Annotated in this window: 17 protein-coding genes; 4 read left to right on the forward strand and 13 right to left on the reverse strand. The window is 62.9% G+C overall.

The features are described 5' to 3' along the window. The first annotated feature begins 144 nt into the window (after positions 1-144). Complete coding sequence (locus J7I12_RS02190; protein WP_118228788.1) at positions 145-450, forward strand: hypothetical protein; 306 nt, start codon at positions 145-147, stop codon at positions 448-450. A gap of 272 nt (positions 451-722) precedes the next feature. Here the strand turns inward: J7I12_RS02190 and J7I12_RS02195 are convergent, their stop codons facing one another. The 8 genes from J7I12_RS02195 to J7I12_RS02230 form a co-directional block, all read right to left on the reverse strand. Continuing rightward, positions 723-1,823, reverse strand: a complete 1,101-nt coding sequence (locus tag J7I12_RS02195) for an NADH:flavin oxidoreductase/NADH oxidase (RefSeq protein ID WP_118228789.1) — start codon at positions 1,821-1,823, stop codon at positions 723-725. 262 nt (positions 1,824-2,085) lie between these two features. Next, positions 2,086-2,955, reverse strand: a complete 870-nt coding sequence (locus tag J7I12_RS02200; protein ID WP_118228790.1) for an MBL fold metallo-hydrolase — start codon at positions 2,953-2,955, stop codon at positions 2,086-2,088. A 31-nt stretch (positions 2,956-2,986) separates the two neighbouring features. After that, positions 2,987-3,598, reverse strand: coding sequence for a rhodanese-like domain-containing protein (locus tag J7I12_RS02205; RefSeq protein ID WP_118228791.1), 612 nt, complete (start codon positions 3,596-3,598; stop codon positions 2,987-2,989). Positions 3,599-3,835: 237 nt separating this feature from the next. After that, complete coding sequence (gene groL / locus J7I12_RS02210) at positions 3,836-5,479, reverse strand: chaperonin GroEL (RefSeq protein WP_130957967.1); 1,644 nt, start codon at positions 5,477-5,479, stop codon at positions 3,836-3,838. Positions 5,480-5,521: 42 nt separating this feature from the next. Then, positions 5,522-5,809 carry a co-chaperone GroES gene (gene groES / locus J7I12_RS02215; RefSeq protein WP_130957966.1) on the reverse strand — a complete coding sequence of 96 codons (288 nt, stop codon included), beginning with the start codon at positions 5,807-5,809 and terminating at the stop codon, positions 5,522-5,524. A 266-nt stretch (positions 5,810-6,075) separates the two neighbouring features. After that, a complete protein-coding gene (locus J7I12_RS02220; RefSeq protein WP_208360676.1) occupies positions 6,076-9,198 on the reverse strand; it encodes a hypothetical protein in 3,123 nt (1,040 codons plus the stop codon). A gap of 3 nt (positions 9,199-9,201) precedes the next feature. Then, positions 9,202-10,089, reverse strand: a complete 888-nt coding sequence (locus J7I12_RS02225) for a DUF3298 and DUF4163 domain-containing protein (protein ID WP_130957965.1) — start codon at positions 10,087-10,089, stop codon at positions 9,202-9,204. Between the two features lie 90 nt (positions 10,090-10,179). Continuing rightward, positions 10,180-11,403 (reverse strand): calcium:cation antiporter family protein, encoded by a 1,224-nt coding sequence (locus J7I12_RS02230; RefSeq protein ID WP_118228795.1) that lies wholly within the window; start codon positions 11,401-11,403, stop codon positions 10,180-10,182. Positions 11,404-11,842: 439 nt separating this feature from the next. On the opposite strand from J7I12_RS02230, the gene J7I12_RS02235 reads away from it, so the two are divergent. The 3 genes from J7I12_RS02235 (at position 11,843) to J7I12_RS02245 (ending at position 14,038) form a co-directional block, all read left to right on the forward strand. Then, positions 11,843-12,919, forward strand: coding sequence for a YIP1 family protein (locus J7I12_RS02235; protein WP_208360674.1), 1,077 nt, complete (start codon positions 11,843-11,845; stop codon positions 12,917-12,919). A 7-nt stretch (positions 12,920-12,926) separates the two neighbouring features. After that, on the forward strand, positions 12,927-13,241 hold the full coding sequence (locus J7I12_RS02240; protein ID WP_208360672.1) for a hypothetical protein: 315 nt from the start codon (positions 12,927-12,929) through the stop codon (positions 13,239-13,241). Positions 13,242-13,318: 77 nt separating this feature from the next. Beyond that, complete coding sequence (locus J7I12_RS02245; protein WP_236031354.1) at positions 13,319-14,038, forward strand: hypothetical protein; 720 nt, start codon at positions 13,319-13,321, stop codon at positions 14,036-14,038. 263 nt (positions 14,039-14,301) lie between these two features. Here the strand turns inward: J7I12_RS02245 and J7I12_RS02250 are convergent, their stop codons facing one another. Genes J7I12_RS02250 through J7I12_RS02270 form a run of 5 tightly spaced genes read right to left on the reverse strand, consistent with a single transcriptional unit; the run spans position 14,302 to position 20,232 of the window. Further along, positions 14,302-15,051: an ABC transporter ATP-binding protein gene (locus J7I12_RS02250; RefSeq protein WP_208360670.1), complete on the reverse strand. Its 750-nt coding sequence runs from the start codon at positions 15,049-15,051 to the stop codon at positions 14,302-14,304. Further along, positions 15,035-16,147 carry a FecCD family ABC transporter permease gene (locus J7I12_RS02255; RefSeq protein ID WP_236031352.1) on the reverse strand — a complete coding sequence of 371 codons (1,113 nt, stop codon included), beginning with the start codon at positions 16,145-16,147 and terminating at the stop codon, positions 15,035-15,037. The genes J7I12_RS02250 and J7I12_RS02255 overlap by 17 nt, the downstream gene beginning before the upstream one ends. Then, a complete protein-coding gene (locus J7I12_RS02260; protein WP_236031346.1) occupies positions 16,131-17,279 on the reverse strand; it encodes an ABC transporter substrate-binding protein in 1,149 nt (382 codons plus the stop codon). Before J7I12_RS02260 ends, J7I12_RS02255 begins: the two co-directional genes overlap by 17 nt. Then, positions 17,264-18,016, reverse strand: a complete 753-nt coding sequence (locus J7I12_RS02265; protein WP_236031344.1) for a class I SAM-dependent methyltransferase — start codon at positions 18,014-18,016, stop codon at positions 17,264-17,266. The genes J7I12_RS02260 and J7I12_RS02265 overlap by 16 nt, the downstream gene beginning before the upstream one ends. Then, positions 18,016-20,232, reverse strand: coding sequence for a TonB-dependent receptor plug domain-containing protein (locus J7I12_RS02270; protein WP_208360668.1), 2,217 nt, complete (start codon positions 20,230-20,232; stop codon positions 18,016-18,018). The genes J7I12_RS02265 and J7I12_RS02270 overlap by 1 nt, the downstream gene beginning before the upstream one ends. Between the last annotated feature and the right edge of the window lie 97 nt (positions 20,233-20,329).

A 20,329-nucleotide genomic window follows, 5' to 3' on the forward strand; every position in this document is an offset into this window, starting at 1 on the left:
TCCGTTCAGGCGGTGCGGACGGTATCCAGGTTACGACTTCTTTCGGTAAGAAAATCGGGCCATTTGAAATGAAATTCTTTTTCATATAAGATGGACAATCGCAGGAGCCGACAGCTCCCGCAGATCTTTGTAAGGAGAAGCCGCATGGACAACCGTTTCGGTACCACAGAGGACATGATCATCCAGCCTGTTGAGGAAAACGGCGCAACTTACATGCTGGCCATTGACAAGGCCGGCCTGTACATGACGACAGCCACCTATGTGGGGAGCGTTATGGCGGACCGCAACCGCTACAGCTCTGACCGCAAAGGCGTCAAGGCGCGTCTGGTCGCTTTGGGGCTTGACCCGGAGGAGCTTTTGAACGCCAATCAGCACCGCATCAAAAGTGAGACTGTGTCCGCCAAGAAGGTGAATCCCCTCAAGGCTTCCAAGCGCGGGTCCAAGGGGTAAAGGGCGGTTTTGCCATCGTACAATCCCTGCGGAACACTCCGCCGGGCGCAAAAACGGCTTGCCTTCATGAAGGCAAGCCGTTTTTGCGTGTGCATCAGTTACACGAACGGACAGGTCTGCGCTTGCAGGGCGCTCACAGGGGATGCGTTTGAAAGCCCAGGGGCGGGCTTCAGGGGCATTGCAGACGCCCCTGCGTGGCGTACGCAAGCATGCCCGAAGGCGGGCGGGCGTTCGGCCTGGCCTTGAGAGGCGTCTGTTTTACGGCAACAACGCTAGTCGGCAAACAATTCCTTCACATTGTGCGGCTTGGAGCGCAGGTAGGGACGCGGTGCGCCGGGGATGGTCAGGCCCAGGGCAGCGGCGGCGTGCCAGGGCCAGCGCGGGTCATAGAGCATGGCCCGGCCAATGCCCACCATGTCCGCCTGACCTGTGCCCACAATGCTGGAGGCCAGTTCTGCTTCGGTGATGAGGCCCACGGCTATGACCGGCAGGCCGGGCACGGCAGCCTTGATGCGGGCGGCCAGTCCCACCTGATAGCCGGGGGCGAGCGCGATGCGCTGGTCCGGCGTGAGCCCGCCGCCCGAAACATGGATATAGGCCGCACCGCCCTGGGCCACGGCCTGGGCAAACACGGCGCATTCCTCCACATCCCAGCCGCCGGCGGCAAAGTCTGTGCCGGAAACGCGCACGCCCACGGGCAGTTGCGGCACGGCGGCGCGCACGGCCGCCAGCACGGCCAGGGGGAAGCGCATACGGTTTTCCAGGCTGCCGCCGTAGACGTCCGTACGCTGGTTGCTCAGGGGAGAAAGAAACTGGTGCATCAGATAGCCGTGGGCCGCGTGCAGTTCAATGGCGTCGTAGCCCGCCTGCGCGGCGCGTTGGGCCGATTGGGCAAAGGAGGCTGTGAGCCGTTCCAGGTCGGCGGCGCTGAGGGCCGTGGGGGTCTGGTGGCCGGGGGCGTAGGGCAGGGCCGAGGGAGCACATATTTCCCAGCCGCCCTGGTCCGGGGCAAGCGGCCCGCCGCCTTCCCAGGGGCGGCCCGTGGCCCCTTTGCGGCCAGAATGACCCAATTGCACGGCAATGGGCGTGCGGCTGCCGCACTGGCGGATAAACTGCAGCATGGTTTTGTGTGCCGCCTCTTGCGTTTCGTCCCAAAGACCAAGGTCGTAGGGCGAAATGCGCCCGGCGGGTTCCACCGCCGTGGCCTCCACAATAAGCAAACCCGCGCCGGAAAGCGCCAGATGTCCGTAGTGCATACTGTGCCAGGGCATAGGGCGTCCGTCCTGGGCGGAATATTGGTCCATGGGCGGGATAACAATGCGGTTGGCCAAATTGAGGCCGCCGACGGAAATGGGGGTAAACAGAGGGTTCATAGTGCCTCCTGGGATTGATGCCGAATCATACAGAAAGACTTTTCTTTTGTTAACTCATTTTAATATCAATATGTTATCATATTTTTTGGGGTTTGTGGACGCGGCACATACGGTTTTTGCCGCCCAGAAGGCGTCCTGGTGGGAGAGCTTTTGGCTGCCGTTGCCTTGGCACGGGAAAAGGGGTCGCGTAACTTTTATCCATCCTGCTCTGGCTACGAGCGCTGCAAAACAGCTGGGAGCGGGTCTGGCGAAAAGTTTTTCTCTACACTTTGTTCACGGGCAGTTTGACGTACTGGATGCCGTTGACGGCCGCGCCGAACTGGCCTGTGCGCATATTGGCCTGGATAGACGGCAAAATAAGCGGCGGTACAGCCTTGCCGGTATCGTCGGCCCGGCGGCGGGAGACAAAGGCGGTTTTGTCTATGCCCATGTGCAGGCGCACGTTGTGGGCTTTCTGTTCGGCCACAGTGGCCATGCACTGGGGGCCGCGCGCGCCGTCGGGCGGGTAGTCGTGGCCCACATAGATGCGGCAGTTGTCCGGCAGAGCAAAGAGCTTGCGGGAGGATTCGTAGGAATCCTCGGCGCTGCCGCCGGGAAAGTCGCAGCGGCCGGAACCCACATCGGGGAGAAAAATGGTGTCGCCCACAAAGGCAGCGTCGCCCACAATGTAGGTGGTGTCTGCCGGGGTGTGCCCAGGGGTGTGGATGATCCTGGCGGGCATGCCGGCCAGGCTGAATTCTTCGTCATTGGCGAAGAGGTGGTCAAACTGGGAACCATCGGCCGGGGTGTCGTCCATGGTCTGGAAAATGGGCACCCAGGTGGCGATGATGTCCAGGATGTGGCGGCTGATGGCGATTTTTCCTCCCAGTTGCGCTTTGATGTAGCTGGCGGCGGTAAGGTGGTCGGCGTGGATGTGGGTTTCGAGAATCCATTCCACGGTCAGGCCCTGGGCGCGCACAAAGGCGATGACCGCATCGGCGGAAGTGGTGGCCGTGCGGCAGGAGGGCAGGTCGTAGTCCAGCACGCTGTCGATGACGGCGCAGCGGTGCTGAGAATCTTCAGCGGACCAGACCACATAGGTCCAGGTGGCGGTAATGGGATCAAAAAAACCACGAACGAGAGGCGCGGACATGGTAAACTCCTTTGGCCTGGGGGTGGAACGGTTACTGGCAGCTGGCGCCGGGGCTTTTGCCGCCGCCGATGGCGCAAGAGCCCGATGCGCAGGCGGTTTTTTTGTTCCAGGGGGCGCGCATGAGCAGCATGGCCAGGCCGCACCAGTTGGTCAGACCGGAGAAGACCTGCCCCGCGCCCACAAACAACGCGCCCAAGAAAAAGACGCCGTGGACAAAGATGCCCAACAGGATGAAGAGCAGAGAGAGCGCGCCGGCCGCCAGGCGCACCTGACGGTCCAGAGCCGGGGAGGTTTCGGCTGTTTTGGGCTGACCTTGGCCGGTGGTGGGCAGGCCCGCTTCCTGGCAAGCCGCCAGGCCGCCTTCAATGACGCGCACGTCTGTAAAGCCGGCCTCCATAAATTTGGCGGCTGCGGTCTGGGCGCGCCGACCGCTGGCGCAAAGGGTGAGGATGGGGGTATCCTGGAGGACGCCGCTGCGCAGGGCCAGGTCCTGTGGGTTCAACTCCGCTACCGGAGCAAAGGCTGTGGGCCGGGCCAGACGTTTTTCGGCGAACTCCATAGGGGTGCGCACGTCCACGATGAGCATCTGCTGTAGATCCAGGGCGTGCAGGTCCTTGGCGCTGATGGTGCGTACGGCGGACATGAAGCCTCCTTGGGCATATGCCTTTGCAGTGGATGATAAGACAATGATAGCAATTCCTGTTCTTTTTAACTATGCCAAAGTTTGTCGTCTTTTTCAACTGTGAAATGGAAAGCGTACGGGTGGGGGGCAGGCCTGCGGCGCAAAAAAATCCCCGTCTGGGCGGGGGAATCCGTACAAAAAGCGGGGCCTCCGCTTGCGCAGAGACCCCGCCGGAGAGGGGCAAAGGGAAGAGGAGGCCTAGTACATGCCGTCCATACCGCCCATGCCGCCCATGCCGCCGGGCATGGGGGCGTCCTTCTTGGGTTCGGGCTTTTCGGCAATGGCGCACTCGGTGGTCAGCAGCAGGGAGGCCACGGAAGCGGCGTTCTGCAGGGCCGTACGGGTAACCTTTTTGGGGTCGATGACGCCGGCCTTGATGAGGTCTTCGTATTCGCCGGTGGCGGCGTTAAAGCCGAAGCCGTCCTTGCCCTGACGCACTTTTTCCACCACGATGGAGCCTTCAAAGCCCGCATTGTGGGCGATCTGGCGCAGGGGCTCTTCAATGGCGCGGCGCACAATGTTCACGCCGGCCAGTTCGTCGTCGTCGGCGGGCTTGATGTCGCCAAGCACCTTGCCCACGCGGATGAGGGCCGTGCCGCCGCCGGGGACGATGCCTTCCTCCACCGCAGCGCGGGTGGCGTTAAGGGCGTCTTCCACGCGGTCTTTCTTTTCTTTCATCTCCACTTCGGTAGCGGCGCCCACATGGACGACGGCCACGCCGCCCACGAGCTTGGCCAGACGTTCCTGCAGCTTCTCGCGGTCGTAGTCGGAGGTGCTTTCTTCAACCTGGGCGCGGATCTGCTTCACGCGGGCCTTGATGTCTTCGCTCTTGCCGGCGCCGTCCACAATGGTGGTGTTTTCTTTGTCCACCACAATGCGTTTGGCGGTGCCCAGCTGGGCCAGGGTCATGTTCTCCAGCTTGGAGCCGGTTTCTTCGGAGGCCACTTCGCCGCCGGTAAGGATGGCGATATCCTGCAGCATGGCCTTACGGCGGTCGCCGAAGCCGGGGGCCTTAACAGCCACCACCTGCAGGGCGCCGCGCAGCTTGTTGACCACCAGGGTGGCCAGGGCTTCGCCTTCCACGTCCTCGGCGATGATCATGAGCGGACGATTAACTTTGGCAACCTGTTCCAGCACGGGCAGCATGTCTTTCATGCTGGAGATTTTCTTTTCCGTGCACAGGATGTAGGGGTTGTCCATCTCGCAGACCATCTTTTCGGCGTTGGTCACGAAATAGGGAGAGAGGTAGCCGCGGTCAAAGCGCATGCCTTCCACCACGTCCATGGTGGTTTCCAGGCCCTTGGCTTCTTCAACGGTGATGACGCCTTCCTTGCCCACCTTGGCCATGGCCTCGGCAATGATGTTGCCGATGGTGGCGTCAGAGTTGGCGGAAATGGTGCCGATCTGGGCGATTTCTTTCTGGTCGCGGGTGGGCTTGGCCAAGTTGGCGAGTTCGGCGATCAGGGCTTCAACGCCCTTGTCGATGCCGCGCTTCACGGCCATGGGGTTGCGGCCGGCAGCCACCAGCTTAATGCCTTCATGATAGATGGCCTGGGCCAGAATGGTGGCGGTGGTGGTGCCGTCGCCGGCGGCGTCGGAGGTCTTGGAAGCCACTTCCTTGACCAGCTGCGCGCCCATGTTTTCAAACTTGTCGCTCAGCTCGATTTCTTTGGCTACCGTCACGCCGTCCTTGGTGATGACGGGCGCGCCGAAGGATTTCTCAATGGCCACGTTGCGGCCTTTGGGGCCCAGAGTCACCTTAACGGCGTCGGCAAGTTTGTCCACGCCGCGGGCGAGCTTTTCACGGGCTTTAACGTCAAAAAGAATTTCTTTAGCAGACATGGGGATATTTCCTCCTGAAAATGAAAAACGCTGAGGGGAGAGCTACTCAATAACGGCCAGGATGTCTTCTTCGCGCATGACCAGGTGGTCAACGCCGTCCAGCTTCACTTCCGTGCCGGCGTATTTGTTGAACAGCACCATATCGCCGGGCTTCACGGCCAGAGCCACGCGCTCGCCCTTTTCCCCAACCTTGCCCGGGCCCGCAGCCACAACCTCGCCCTTGGAGGGCTTTTCTTTGGCCGTATCAGGAATGTACAGGCCGCCGGCGGTCTTTTCTTCGGACTCAAGGCGCTTGACCAGCACTCGGTCGTTGAGGGGTTTCAGCTTCATGACGTCAAATCCTCCCGGAAATATTGTTTTTCTTGTCCCTTGTGGGGACACGGCGAAGACCGCTCTGAAGCGGCCGGGCCGGAAATATTGATTGCGCGTAATGGGCCGTGGCGAAAGAGCGCCGTGGTACGGCCCCGCACCGGCATACAGATAAGACATGCAAACGGCTTGAGAAGGGGGGAGGAAACAATTTTTTTAAGATTTTTTTTGAAAAAACAGGCTTGGTAAATTAAATTAATATGTTGTATATGACATGGGAATTATTATTAAAAATGACAAGCGTCGGGGCAGTTGCATTTTTGTGCGGCGTCGGCGCGCAAATCGCGCAGGTAGCTGCGGTTGTTCTGCAGGTAAAAGGCCAGGGCGCGGGCAAAATCGTGCTCCAGCAGACCGTTGAGGATAAGGGTGCTCACCTGGCGCTCCAGGCCCAGCAGGGCGTGCAGGCCCAGCACTATGCCCCGTTCTTCGGGCGGCGCGGCGCGCATTTTGCGCCAGAAGACCTGACGCGCGCGTGGCTGATAGTACCACATGTAGAGCATGTCCAGCAGGTGGGCCACGGCTTCGCGCGCCACGGCCGGGTCTTTGGCGAAAAGCTGTTGCCAGTAGCTTTCGGGATGTTCCAGCATCTGTTCCAGGTCACGGTGGGGGAAAAGCAGTTCCTGCCTGGTGAGGTTGGCGTATATCTGGCGCAGTTTGCTGTCGTAATCGCATTGGCGCAGGCGCAGGTAGACGTTGCGGTCGGCAAAACCTTCAATGACGGCCGCCACCATGTCGGAAGCGCATTTGGCCACGATAGCCGCGCAGTTTTGCAGTAGTGCCAGTGGGTTGGGCAGCGCGAGGAGTGTGAAGACGCCCAACAGTCCCTGCCCCAGCAGCACGGACAGGGGGATGGACAGGGCGCTGCGAAAGAGGTTGCCGATGACGGCCTCGCGCGGCAGCCCGCGAAAAAGATTGTGACCGGAGATATAGGCGCTGTTGACCAAGGCGATGACCGTGTACACGACCAGAGGATTGGTGGCCACAGTGACGCCCAGAAGATCCTGCAAGAGCCAGAGCCGCACCCCCACCTCCAACAGGGGCACGGAAAGGCCGGTGTAGAGCAGAGAATCGGCCATGCGGCCCCAGCTTACAAAGCGCTTCCATGGCAGGAGCAGCGAACGGGTAAAGGCCCCGCCGCCCACCACGGACTGCGCCACATTGCGTACGGCCGTAATGGCAAACCAAGTCAGCGCGCCGAACCAGGTCAGTACCCACCAGCCGTCCACATACCAGAAGGCCCATTGCGCAGCCAGAAAGCCCGCCAGAATTTTCAAAAAATTGGCCAGCGTGCTGTTGCAGCAGGCCAAAGCGCGGGGCAGGGTCCAGGCTTCTTCCTGCGACAGGTTGCCGTCGGCGGCGTCGCGGCTGATGCCCCGGTTGTCCACGCCGCCCAGGGTCACCAGGTTGCCGTCGCGGCCCACGCTGGTGGTTGTTTTTTCCAGCCCCCAGCCCCGCACGCTCTGGCAGCCCAGATTGCCCAAGCCCGGCAGCCGCCGCAGCGCCTTTTGCCACCAGGGTTGCGGCTGGGGTGGCTCATGGTGTTGCACAAAGCGGTAGATGTCCGTGTGCACGGGCAAGGTCAGGCGCTGGGTATTGCGCTCCCGCTGCAGCACGGCGCGGGCCTTGGGGGGAAGGGTTTCCACAAAGACCAGCCCCATGCCGTGCGTATGGTGGGAACTGCTGGTGGAATCCGTGCCGATGCGCGAACCCAGGGGAGCGAGGGCGTACCACTCCCGCAGTTGGGGCAGTTGCCCAAGAATGGTTTGGAACAGGGCCTGCCGGGGGGACTGGGCCGGTTCGTCATGAACGATCCGGCGGATGACGTGTTTGAGCCTGGGCGTGCTGCCTTCGTTGATGGCTCGTTGCAGGGTGTTGATGGCCGTCACGTGGCGCAGCTGGCCTTCGTTCCATTCCCGCAGATTGAAGAGCTCCAGGTGGGTGATGCGCCCCTGACAGCGCCAAAGCAGCTCCAGCACGTCCTGGGCCGTCAGATCGGCGAGGTTAAGAATCATCTGGCAGGGATGCAGGGGGACGAGGCTTTCCAACAGTTCTTCGGGCGTCTGGCGCAGGATGGTCGGCAGGGTCGGATGGGGCCGAAGGGGAAAGACAATACCAGGGTTGGTTTCCGGGCCGAGCCAGTCTTCGCGCAGGCCGTCGGGCACCAGATTGTCCAGCTGGTCCAGGCGGTCCTGCAGTTGCTGCCGCTGGTGGGGGTCTGTGGCCGCGGCCAGGGCGGCGGCGGTTGCCGCGCGCTTTGCCTGCAGCAGGGGGCGCCACTCCTGATAGATGTATTCGGCCAGGTGCAGAGAAGAGGGCTGGCGCTGCCCCACATAGGCCAGAAAGGCGGCTTCGTCCAGGGGCGGCGGCGTTTCCAGCCCCCAGCGGGCGGCCAGGGCCGGGGCATGGCGCTGATTCCAGGCGCGCAGCAGCAACAGCACGTGGCTGCGCATCCAGGCGTTGACCGGGGCGTGGGCCGTCAGCACGGCGGCTACGTCTTTGCGCCGGATCAGTTCCGTAAAGGTTTTGGAGGTTTCCGTATTGAGCGGCGACCAGGTGAATTCGATGAGCTTGTCCTTGAAGGCGGCCCTGAATTCGATGCCGATGCGCACCGTGATGCCCATGATGCGCGCGGCCCGCAACAGTTCGCGAGCGGCCTCCGGGTCCACCGTGTTGTAATAGACCACGGTAAGAAAACGGATGCCCTTGATCCAGGCGTCCATAACCAGGTGCGTAGGGCTTTTGCGGCCCTTGGTGTTGGCGTCGTGCACATGGTGGTCAAAAGCGTGCTGGTTCCAGGCTTCGGGCATTTCCAGCAAATGGTAGCGCCGCAGCAAGGCACGCACGATGCGCGGGGAGCCCTCTACGGCGCGGTGAAAATCGTGGGCCAGGGGCAACTGGCGGGCGGGGTCCGGGCTGGCGCGCACCAGGTCTTTCATGATCTGCACCAGCACCCGCGCGGTATTGTTCTGCAAGGGCGACTGGGCGGAGTAAAGCACCTCGTCGTGCAGACGACGCAGGGCGGTAAGGCGTTCGCTGGGCCCGCCGGCCTCCAGGCTTTCCAGCAGGACAATAGCGGCTCTGGCCATGCGCAAGCCGTGGTCGGAGGTCATTTCAATAATGCCGTGGGGGTGCAGGCCCGGTTCGGGCTGCGGCAGGGCGCGGGCGTGAGCCCTGGCCGCCACAAAGCTGTTGACCAGCTTGATGAGCTTGTGGTCCTTGGGGTCAAAAAACCAGCGCGAACGTCCCGGCGCGCGTTGGCGGGCGGGCGGGCCGGAAGGTGGGGCTGCTGTTGTCCCAGCGGCCTTCGGGGCGGGCGGCTGCAGTTCGGAATTGATAGGCGCGGCGCACACGGCCTAACGGCCCCAAAGACGCAGCAAGGGCCGCGCGGGCAGGAGTTCTTCCAGAGGGATGGTGACCTTTTGCGCCCCGGCGGCCCAAGGAGCCACCTGATAGGGCTGGAAGTTCATGCGCACGCCTTCGGGCACCAGGGTAAGGCTGGCGAAATTTTCCGGCACGGGGGTGAGGCCCGTGCGCAGGGTTTGCTCCTGCCGCATGCCGCCCAAACGCTGTGAGAGCTTTTTGTAGGCCCAGGCAGACATAATCTGCAAGGCCGCGTCCGGATCTTCAAACAAATCCACCAGGCCCAGGCGCTGCCCCGTGAGCAGGCTGTAGTTGAGGGTGAGCACATCCAGATTGCCGTGCGCGCCGCCCGTATACGTCCAGATTTCAAAGGTCAGACTCAGGCCCGCAGGCGAGGGGGCAGCAATGGCGTAAGATCCCCAGAGCTCGCTGGGGAGGGGATCCTCCACGCCGGGCAGGGTGAAGGCCGTGGCATTGGCGGCAAAGGCGTCGGCCAGGCCGGTGACCCACTGGCGGATGTCCGCATCAATTTCCTTGCTGCCTACCGAGGGATAATTGATGTGGATCTGCAGGCCGGGCGCGTCCGTGGCGCCGCGAACCAGAGAGTGCTCAATGATGCCCGGCCGGCGCGAACCGGAAATAGCCGCAGCGGCGGCGCTGCGCTCGGCCTCGCTGGCTTGCGGGGTTTCTTCCTCGGCGGGCGGCGCAGTAATATCAGCGCCTGCCCCGGCGTCGAGCAGTGCTACAGAGGGCGGCAGGCCGCCGACGGGCGGGACTGTCCGGTCCGGTTCCCTGGCGGCGACGTCGGTCAAGGCCGCGGCTTCCTGGGCGCGTTCGCCCAGCAACAGGACGCACAGGAGCAAAAGCAGCAAACGGGGCATGAAGAGTACCTTGATCCCGGCGGCGCTTCAGGGGCGGCGGTCGGGTTGGCGACGCGCCGCCCGAGGGCCGCGAGGTTATATGCTATCACATTAAACTTTAAAGCCCAAGCGCAGATCCCGCACCTTGCGCCAGTTTCTGAGCAGCAGCACTACGGCCAGGACAATATAGACCTTGGCATAGAAAAAGTGCAGACGCAGAGGATCGTGGGGCAGACCCAGCAGCGCTTCCAGCTGCGCGTCGTACAGGGGCGAAAGCAGCTGCGCCAGAAACAAAACCAGCAGCCAGAAGGCCTCACGCACGTGCAGCCGCAAATCCACCAGCAGAGCCACGGCAAACAGGGACTGCCCTGCTGTCAAGAGTATTTCTTGAAACTGATGCGTGTCAAGGTTGATGGGCGGAGTAAGCCCGCCCGAAGACAGGGCGTAGACGCCGGGGATCATGCCCACCAGCAGGGTCCACTGATTGAGTTTGGACGAAAGCAGGCTGCCCAGGGCCAGGGCGGCGTTGCCGCGCGAGGCGAACATAAGGGCAATGATGAATTCCGGCGATTCCGAGGCGATGGGCGCGAGCCACTGCACCAGCAGAAATTCGTTGACGCCCAGCAGTTTGCCGCTGGCCACCAGATTTTCACTGAAGGGTTCAGCATTGCACAAAATGACCAGGGCCGCAAAAATGAAGATGGCGATGACGCTGCGCAGGCGCACTCTTTTGGCAAAACGGGCCAAAACTGCGGCCGGGCCTTCGGGCTCTTCCTCCTCCACAGGGCGGCGGGCCACGATGCAGATATACCAGATATAGATGCCCAGCAGCACAAGGCCGTCCACCCAGGTCAGAGAACCTTTAAGGGGAATGCACAAAGCGTAAAGGGTGGCCAGGCCCAGAAAAAGCACATCCGTACGTTTGTCGTCGGGCAGGTGCACGCCTTTATGGAAGCGCCCGGCAAAGAGCAGCACTATGGCCGACCAGCCCACGCCGATGAGCAGCCGGTTGGCCCCGGTCATATTGGCAATGGCGTAGTGGGAATAAGCGCTTTCGGGGTGCTGCCCGGCCATCCAGGTAAAGTACATGTCCACGGCGTATTCCGGCAGCACGGCAATAAAGGCCACCACGGCCACGGCCACGGCCTGCGGAATATCCATCTGGGCTACTTCGCAGGCCCAGGTGAGCAGGAAGGATGCCCCCAGAATGGCTATGCCGGAAAGCAGGGCCACCACAATGGGCGACATGCCCGTGTGGTCGATAAAACGCAGTCCCACGCCGGGCAAGGTTAGCAGCACGGCGATGATGTAAGGCCGCAAGGAACGGATGGTCATGGTGTTCTCCGGGTAAAAATAAAAAAAAGACCTTGGCATTGCTGCCAAGGTCTCACTCATCGGTCAGGGTTGCGGCCCTTGCGGCGCTGTGGCCGCAACTATCCGCAAAACGCCATGGGCACGGCAGGACACGCAAACAGGTTTGCGCCTGCGCCTTTATGGCGGGCTTCCGCTTGCGCGGATGCCGGAGCATTGCACGGGCTGAATGCTCCAAACCGACGACGGCACCAGGCCGGGGGGGCCATGCTGTTGATGCCGTCCGGGTTACAGGAACCCAGTTACTCCCCTTGTGGAGCAATACCGTACGGGCCGCCCGGCGGCTTGTCAAGCCGTCGGGCTCTTGCCAGCGCCGGGGGCTGCGGCTACTATGGCCTGAAACTTTCTGCCGGATGGCCCGCCCTGTGGCGAGAGCCTCCGGCGGCTTTTTGAGGAGAATTTTGTGAACATAACCTGTCCGCGTTGCGGCTTCAGCCGCTCCCTGCCCGACGACCGCCTGCCGCACCGTCCGGTTATTGCCACCTGCCCGCAGTGCGCCTGTCGGTTCCGATTTGCGCCCGACGCGGGCGTGCTGGAGGTGCTTTCCCCAGCGGCGGAAGAATCCCAGACTCCGCCAACGGCGCCGCACGCCGACGCGGGCGGCGGGGACGACCCCCTGCCCCCCGGCGCCATTGTGCCGGGCCGCCTTGCTCCATCAGAACCGCATCCACAGGACGCCGCTGCCGCCCCCGCAGACAGCCCGGAGCACAGCCCCACCGGCAATGCGACGAAGGACGAAGCCCCGCGTCGCCAAGAGGCAGGCGAGCCCCGGAGCGCGCACCGCACTGCCGGCCGCGCGAGAGAAAGCGTTGCCGACCGGGCCGCGAACCGCACTGCGGAAGCGGGTTTCGGGCAGGACGCGGGTGCGGACAACCCCTGGATTGACGCGCCGGAGCCGGACGGCTGGCCGGCCGCCTTCTACCATACCTGCATGCGGGTCATGTTCGGCAGCCAGCGGTTTTTCGGCAGTCTTCGTCCCGGCGAGGCTCAGACGCGGGCCCTGGTGTTTTATCTGATCATCAGCGCCGTAGAGGTGACTGTAGAGCGGGTCTGGTCCGGGGTCTTTCTCTCGCTTATGGCCCCCAGCGCCGCTTCTGATCCCCAGCTGGAAAAAATGCTTCTCCTGCTTTCGCCGCAGATGAGTCTGCCCATGACTGTGCTGCTCAAACTGGCCGTGTCTGTGGCGCAAATCTACATTCTCAGCGCGCTCATTCAGTTTACCTACGGTTTTGTCACAGGCAAGCGACAGGAGTTTTCTCTGGTCTTTCAGGTGATGGCCTACGCCGCCGCGCCGGGTCTGCTTTGCGTGGTGCCCCTGCTGGGCTCGGTGGTGGGCTTTATCTGGAGCTTTGCCTGCATTCTGGTGGGTTGCCGCGCGGCCCTGCGTCTGAACTGGCCGCAAACCCTCATGGGCCTCGCGCCCATTTTGCTCTTGCTGGCCCCGCTTTTGCTGCAGATGGCGCAGGCCACGCAATTCTGAGCACGTTATGGGCCGTGTGCGGCAGTGGTTTGTCAGCTGGTGGCGCGCATTTTGCATCCGTCGAAAATATGGCGCGGCCATCAGTCCGGCCGCCATTGCCGCCCAGGCTCTTGAATTGGCCGCCTGGGCCGAGGAGGCCGGACGGGGCGCGTTGTTTTCGGAAGCGGAACTGCGCCGCGTGGCCCGCGCGGCTGCAGGCAGACCCTTCCGGCGCTTGCCGCCGCAACGGCGGCTGGATCTGCACATGCGCCTGAGTGCGACCAGGGCCAACTTGCTCGCCACCCTGGGCCAGGCGCGGCTTATGACGGAGAAACGCCAATGAACGCTCGGTGCCCAATTTGCCGCAATGCCCCCAATCCGGCCGCCGCACTCTCCCCCCACCCCCCGCTGCGGAAAGGCGTGTGCCCCTGGCCGCTGCTGCTGGCGGCGCTTTTGTTTGTCCTTCCGGTCCTGGGCTGCAGCAGCGCGCCGGACGACAGCCGCAGGACACTCAAGGTCTCCGGCGACTTCAGCACGCCCTTCCAGGTGCAGGTCAACAACTTTGTGCGCCGTCAGCCGCCCGCAGTCTATGTGGCCCCACGTGAAAGTCTCAACCGTCGACCCCGAGCGCTGTTCGTGCCCCTGCGTATGGTGCAGCAGATCGCAGACCCCGTGAGCTTCAGCACCATGTTTTCTCGTCAGATATGGCAAGTCTGGCTTTCGCTCAACGCCTTCCAGACCCTGGAATACGCTGCCGATGCCGGCCCTTACGAACCCAGTCGCGCCATGGCCCTGGCCCGCCGACGCGGGGCGGAAATGGTCGTGGGCGGCTACATCAACCACTACATGGACGGCGGCTCCGGCGGCACCAGCTCCCTTTCTCTGGCTCTGGAAATCTACGACGCCCGCACCGGCACCCTGCTCTGGTCCATGGCCCAGGGCGGCCTCATGGAAGCCAGGCAAGTACACGATTTTTATCTCTTCTCCATCAAAGAACGCAACCCTGGCGACCCCGCGGGCTTCATCGCCCGCTCCCTGGCCTGGGATATGGGCCGCCAGGTGCTGGCCTGGGTGGATCCCGACGCCGTGCCTCCCAAAACCTCCCTGTGGGACTCTGTATTCGGCGGCAGCGCTTTTTGAGGAACAGCCCCCACGCCCCCATCCCTCATCAAAAAACTTTTCTCTCACAGCACCGCGCCGGGCGTACCCTGCACAGGGAAAATTTTTTCTTGTGCAAGGGGGGGCTTCCGCTTGCCATGCGCGGTTATGCCCCAGCGGCGCAGTGGCCTGCTTCTGCCGGGATTGGTGTTGTGCAGCCCCTCTGATTTTTTTGTATATCCTCTGGTGTCGTTTTTACGACGTCCAGGGTCTGGAAGACGCGCTGTATGCACCCAAAAACAGCGTTACACCAGCGCGTAACGGATGCCGTCCACATCCTGGAGGCGCACGGCGATGCCGTAGGCGGTGCTGAGGGTCTGGGCCTGCAGGTCTGTCGGCGGTCCAAGAAAGAGGCTTTGCCCCTGGTGCAGCAAGAGTACGGCGTCGGCGTAACGCAAGGCGAAGCTCAGGTTGTGCAGCACTACCAGACTGCGCATCTGGCGGGTGCGGGTCAGCGTGCGCACGGTCTGGAGGATTTCCACCTGATTGCGGATGTCCAGGTGGTTGACGGGTTCGTCCAGGACCAGCACGGGCGCTTCTTGCACCAGGGCGCGGGCAATGAGCGTTTTTTGCAGTTCGCCGCCGCTCAGGCCGGTGACGCAGGACGCACTGAGGTGGTCCAGGCGCAGTTCCTGCAGCATGGCGGCGGTGCAGCGGCGGTCCTGGGCCGAGGGCAGCCAGGCCATGTGGGGGCGTCGCCCCAGGAGGACGGCGTCAAAAACGCTGCAGGGCACCGGGGTGACGCTCTGGGGTAGCCAGGCCACTTGCCGGGCGCGGGCTTTGCGGTCCAGGCTGTTGAGCGGGCGGTTGTCAAGGAGGATGCGCCCGCTGTGGGGGCGGATGAGCCCGGCCAGGGTTTTGCCGAGGGTGCTTTTGCCCGCGCCGTTGGGGCCCACCACGGCCAGCAGCATGCCGGGGGGCAGGCTGAAGCTCACGTCGTGCAGCAGCACGCGGCCGTGGCGGCCTGTTACGTTCAGATTACACACGTCCAGCATGGCGCGCCGCCCCCCGGAACAGCAGGAAGAGAAAGACCGGCGTCCCCGTAAAGGCGCAGATAATGCCAATGGGCAGCAGTACGGGGTAGAGCAGACTTTGGGCCACAAGATCGGCGGCCAGCAGAAAGACCCCGCCCAGCAGGGCCGCGGCGCAGAGCAGATACGCGTGCCCCGCGTGGGGAAAGAGGAGCCGTACGGCGTGCGGGGCCACCAGGCCCACAAAACCGATTACTCCGTAAAAGGCAGTGGCCACGGCGGCCATAAGCGCCGCCGTGAACAGCGCAGCAAAGCGCAGCCGTCGCACGTTTACGCCCAAGGCCGTTGCCTGGGCGTCGCCCCAGCGCAGCACGTCAAAGTCCAGGCTGCGGCCGAGGGCAAAGGCCAGGCCGCCCGCAAAGGTTACGGCTACCACGGCGGCCTCGCGCCAACCGCCCTTGCTCAGGTCGCCGAAGGTCCAGAACACGGTGGCCGCCACCTGACTATCCGAGGCAAAATACTGCAGGGACATGGTGGCCGCGCCGAAAAAAGAGGAAAGGGCCACGCCCGCCAGGATCAGCCCCTGGGCCGTCATGCTGGGAACCAGGCTGCAGGCCAGCACGCAGAGCCCGGCGGCCAACGCGCCGGCCAGGGCTCCCAACGCCACCAGACTCAGGCCCGCCAGCCCACCGGCCGTGGCCAGGGCAATCATGACAAAACTGGCCCCAAAGGCCGCGCCCTGAGAGAGTCCCAGGGTGAAGGAAGAGGCCAGGGGGTTGTTGAGCACGTTTTGCAGGACAACGCCGGTGACAGCCAGGGACGCGCCTACGGTCAGGGCAGCGGCCACGCGGGGCAGGCGCAGATAGAGGACAAAATAGCGCAGGTCCGCGTCGCCGGTGGAATCCCACAGGGCGGCGGCCAGATCGCGCCAGCCGCAGTCCGTGGCGCCGGACTTCATGCCCGTGGCGGTCAGGACCAGGGCGGCCAGGGCCAGCAAGGCCAGAAAAACGGCCCGGCCCGTGGGCCGGAGGCCACACGCAGGAGGCGCGTCCGCCTGGTGCGGGCGCGTCTGCGTCGCCGGGGAATGCGGGCCGCAGGCAGGCTTAAGGAGCGGACTCAAGCCCAGCCTCCGTGAGTTGCAGTCTGCCGGGGCGTCCGCACAACCGTACAAAATCCTTGTACTGCGGCGCGCCGTTGAAGAGCGTGAAGATGGCGTCGGCCTCGGCTTCCGGATTCATCGTGGCGTAGTGTTCCGGGTAGGCGGCCTTGGCCATGAAAAAGGCGTTGATGTAGAGAATCTCCGGATTGTTAAAGTAGGCCGTGTGGGGCAGCACCAGCCATACGCGGCTTTGGTTCAGAGCCTTGAGCCGGCGGTAGTAGCCCGGATCCGTGCGCAGGCCCTCGCGGATGAGGGGCAGGCCGTTGGCGTCGATGAAGATCAAAGGCGGGTTGGCGGCCAGCAGAAATTCCTTGTTCACAAAAAAATGCCCGGCCCGGCCCGCGCTGTCCGCCACGTTGTCCAGCCCGGCCAGTTCCAGGGGCAGAAAGCGGCCCGCAGTGCTGCGCAGATCCTGATTGCCCTTGTAGGAAAGGCCGCCCACATAGGCTTTGCGCCGCTCCTGCGGGCTGGGGCGGTAGGCAAGGCGCTCGGCCAGATGGTGGATGCCCTGGATGAGTTGGGCGGCCCGGTCCTCCCGGCCCAGCACCTGCCCCGTAAGGCGGATGGACTGGAGGAAGATTTTCTGATCAAAACGCGGCTGCCCCTGGCTTACGGCCACCACAGGCCGCCGTAGTTTGCGTTGGATAAGGTCCGGTTCGCCGGGGTCGGTGGAAACGATAAAGACCACGTCGGGCCTGAGAGCCACAATGCGTTCGTAGTCGGGCAGGCGCACGGCCCCGGCCTTGCCTATCACGGGCAGGTCGCGGAAGCGCTCCCGGTTGCGGAGCACATAGGGTTTGGCCAGGTCGTCGCTTTTATCAAAGTCTTCCACGCCCACCACCAGGTCCTGGGCGTTCAGGTAGGTGATGAAGGCCATGCTGCTGCCCAGGGCCACCAGACGGCGGATGTGGTTGGCCGGGGGCAGGTGAACCGTGCGCCCCAAGGCGTCCGTGAGGACGCGTGTCGGCGCGGCCGTCTGAACCGGCGCTTCCGGCGCGGCGTGGGCTGCGGCGGCCAGCAGCCCTGCCGCCAGGAACGTACAGCACAGCAGCAGGGCGCAGCAGCGGCAAAGGTCGTTCAGGAATTTTGCCACAGGAGCATCTCGATGGTGTAGTCCGTGCGCTCCACATACGCGCCGGAAGCGTCGCGAAAGGCCGCCATGTGGGCGGCGATACAATTCCGGTCCGGATCCACGCCGTAGTGCTGCAGGGTTGTAACGCAGACGTCCAGGGTATCTTCCCGGTTGCGGGAAACCGTCCATTGCCCCTTGACGGGCAGGGCCGTGCAGCGGATGCCGCGCGTCGTAAGCCACTGCTCCATAATCTGGGCATTGTTGAACACGCGCGGAGTAATGCCATAGTGCGCGTAGAGGCCCTGCATGAGGTCCGAAGCCATGCGGTCCAGAAAACCCATGTAGACTACCCAACCGGCAGCGCAGGCCAGCAGTTTTTCTTTGCCGGCTTCGCTGTCCAGGGCCGGGGTCATGGAGGCAAAGACCACTTCATAGCGCCGGTCAGGGGTAAAATTCTCCCAGTCTGAGCGCACGGTGCGTATGTTGGCGAGGCCGTGGGCGGCCGCATCCTCTTGCAGCAGGCGGAGCATTTCGTCCGAAATGTCCACGGCTGTTACCTGCGCCGCCTCCTGCGCCAGACGCAGGGTGTACATGCCGCTGCCCGCGCCCACATCCAGCACGTCCTTGTCGGCAAAGACCACGCCGTGGTCTCTGGCCCGGCGGAGCATGCCGGCTTCATAGGTCTGGTCGCCTTCCTCGTAGCGGGGAAAGGTGCGGGCCCTGGCGTTCCAGTAGGTGCGGCCGTCTTTTTTGTCCATTACAGTTCCCATTTGAGGCTTACCCCCGCGTTGAAGCCCAGGGCCGGATAGCCCCAGGACTCGGCGTATTGCGTGTTGGTGATGTTATCCGCGTAGGCTTCCAGGGTGAGGTGCTCGTCCAGCCGGTAGCTCAGGCTCGCGCCCAGGGTGGCGTAGTCGTGCAGGGTGCCCTTGTCCAGTTTGGCCGTGTTGACGTAGTACTGGCGTGGCCCCACATAGGTGAGCGCCGTATCCAGGGTGAGCTCGTCCGTTATTTTCCACACCGCACCCAGGGTGGCCTTCCAGTTGGGCACATATTCCAGCTTGTCCATGACGCCGTCCGGGTCGGCGGGGTCGTTGCGCTTGCGGCTGTCCTGCCAGGTGACGGCCGCGCGGGCCTGCAGGTCGTCGCGCAGAGCGTAGCTGCCGCTGAGGGTGGCCCCGTAGATTTCCGCGTCCGTATTATAGGCGGCCCAGGCCTGGTAGCTCTGGGGCCGGTCCACATATACGGCTTTGTGCACGATATAGTCCTCTATATTATAATAAAATCCGGAAAGTTTGACAAAACCTTTGTTTTCAAAGGCGTATTTGTAGGCCAGGTCCGCGCCGCGCGCCGTTTCCGGCTTGATGTCCTTGCCTTTCAGGTAGGGCACGTTGACCGTGGGGTCGCTGGAAGAAGCCTGCGAGTTCCAGTACAGTTCGGGAATGGTGGGGGTGCGGTAGTTCTGGTACAGGGCCAGGGAGGCGGACTGGCTCTCGGTAAAGGCGTAGGTAAGCATGAGCTTGGGCGAAAGGGCCGTGTGGTTGAGGGTGCGGTTGCGGCCTTCGGGGCTGTAGACAAAGCTGTCCAGGCGCAGGCCCACGTCCACGGTCAAGGCGTCCGTAAGGTTGAACTTGTCGGCCAGAAAGGCCCCGTAGACCTGGGCGGCGCGCCCGGCGGACTGGGAATCCATCTGCCCGGTAAACTTGTTGGGCCCGGCTTTGTTGTAGTTTTTGTCCACATATTCCACCGTGATGTCGCCCGGCTGCAGCAGCTTGTATTCAAAACCCGCCAGCAATTGGTGCCCCATGACCGTGCCGCCGGTTTTGGCCTTGAAGCCGTAGGAGGTATCCACCACCACATTACGGTCCAGTACCAGGTCGCTGTCTCTGGTAAGGGAAGGATCAAATTTTTTGGCGGCCGGCATCTTGCCCGTGTCCAGCAGCATACGGCCAGCCACGTCCGCATAGTTTTTTTCGCGCCGGTTTTCATAATTTTTGAAAGCCAGGAGTTCAAAAAAGCCCGTCTCCAGAAATTCCTGTCGGTAGGTGGCGTCCAGCAGGTGACGGTACTTGGTCCAGTGGGCGTCGTCGCCGATGACGGTCATGGACGGCGTGGGCGACCCACCGGCAAAACTTTCGCCGTTGGCCAGGGGGTAGTCGCCGTTGATGGTATTGCTGAAGCCGGGGCGGTCGGGGTCGGCGTCGCTGCTGGGGTTGCCGTCCGCGCGATTGCTGCGGATAAGGCCGCGTTCTGTTTCGCTGTAACTGTACCCGAGGGCAAGTGCGCCCCGCCAGGGCAGATCCAGGTAGACTTTGGGATTGAAGTGAAAGGAATTATAATAGTTGTTGCGCAAAAAAGGGTCGGCGTGCTGGTGGCTCAGGCCCAGGCTGACCCCCAGAGCCCGAAACTTCTGGGCATAGGAACCACGCACGTTGTGGAAGTCGTAGACGTCGTTCCAGCCGCCCATGGTGGCGTAAGCGCTCAGGTAGGGGGTTTCCGTGGGTTTGCGGGTACGGGCGTTGATGACGCCGCCCAGGGCGCTGTTGCCGTATTCTACGGAGCTGCCGCCTTTGATGACCTCAATGCGTTCGATATTGTCCAGCGGAATGGTGCCGAAGTCGATATAATTGCCGCCGGACATGCCCGTGGAGCCTATGTTGCGGCCGTCCAGATTGAGCATGATGCGTTTGGATTCCATGCCGCGAATGGAAATGATGTCGCTGCTGTCGCCAAAGGCTGCCTTGCGTTTGAAGGAGATTTCCGGATCGCGCACCAGATAGTCTGCCACGTTGTTGCTGCGGTTTCGTTCTACCACAATGGCGGTGGTGCGATCCAACTTTTCTTCTTCCAGTTGGCCGGTAACCGTAACGGGATCCAGAAGAAAGACGTCCTGCATAAGGTTGTCGTCCGCGGCTTGCGCCGTGAACGCCGGAGAGCAGAGCAGCAGGGAGCCGAGCAGGAGCGTTTTTTTCATGACGCCTCCGTAGAGCGATGTGTGCGGTTGCAAGTGAATATTTTTTAAAACGTGCTACCGTGCCATAAAAAAGCGTGGAAGCCGGCCGCACGCGCCT

The organism is Desulfovibrio diazotrophicus, from assembly GCF_902498985.2.
In the GTDB taxonomy this organism is placed as follows: domain Bacteria; phylum Desulfobacterota; class Desulfovibrionia; order Desulfovibrionales; family Desulfovibrionaceae; genus Desulfovibrio; species Desulfovibrio legallii.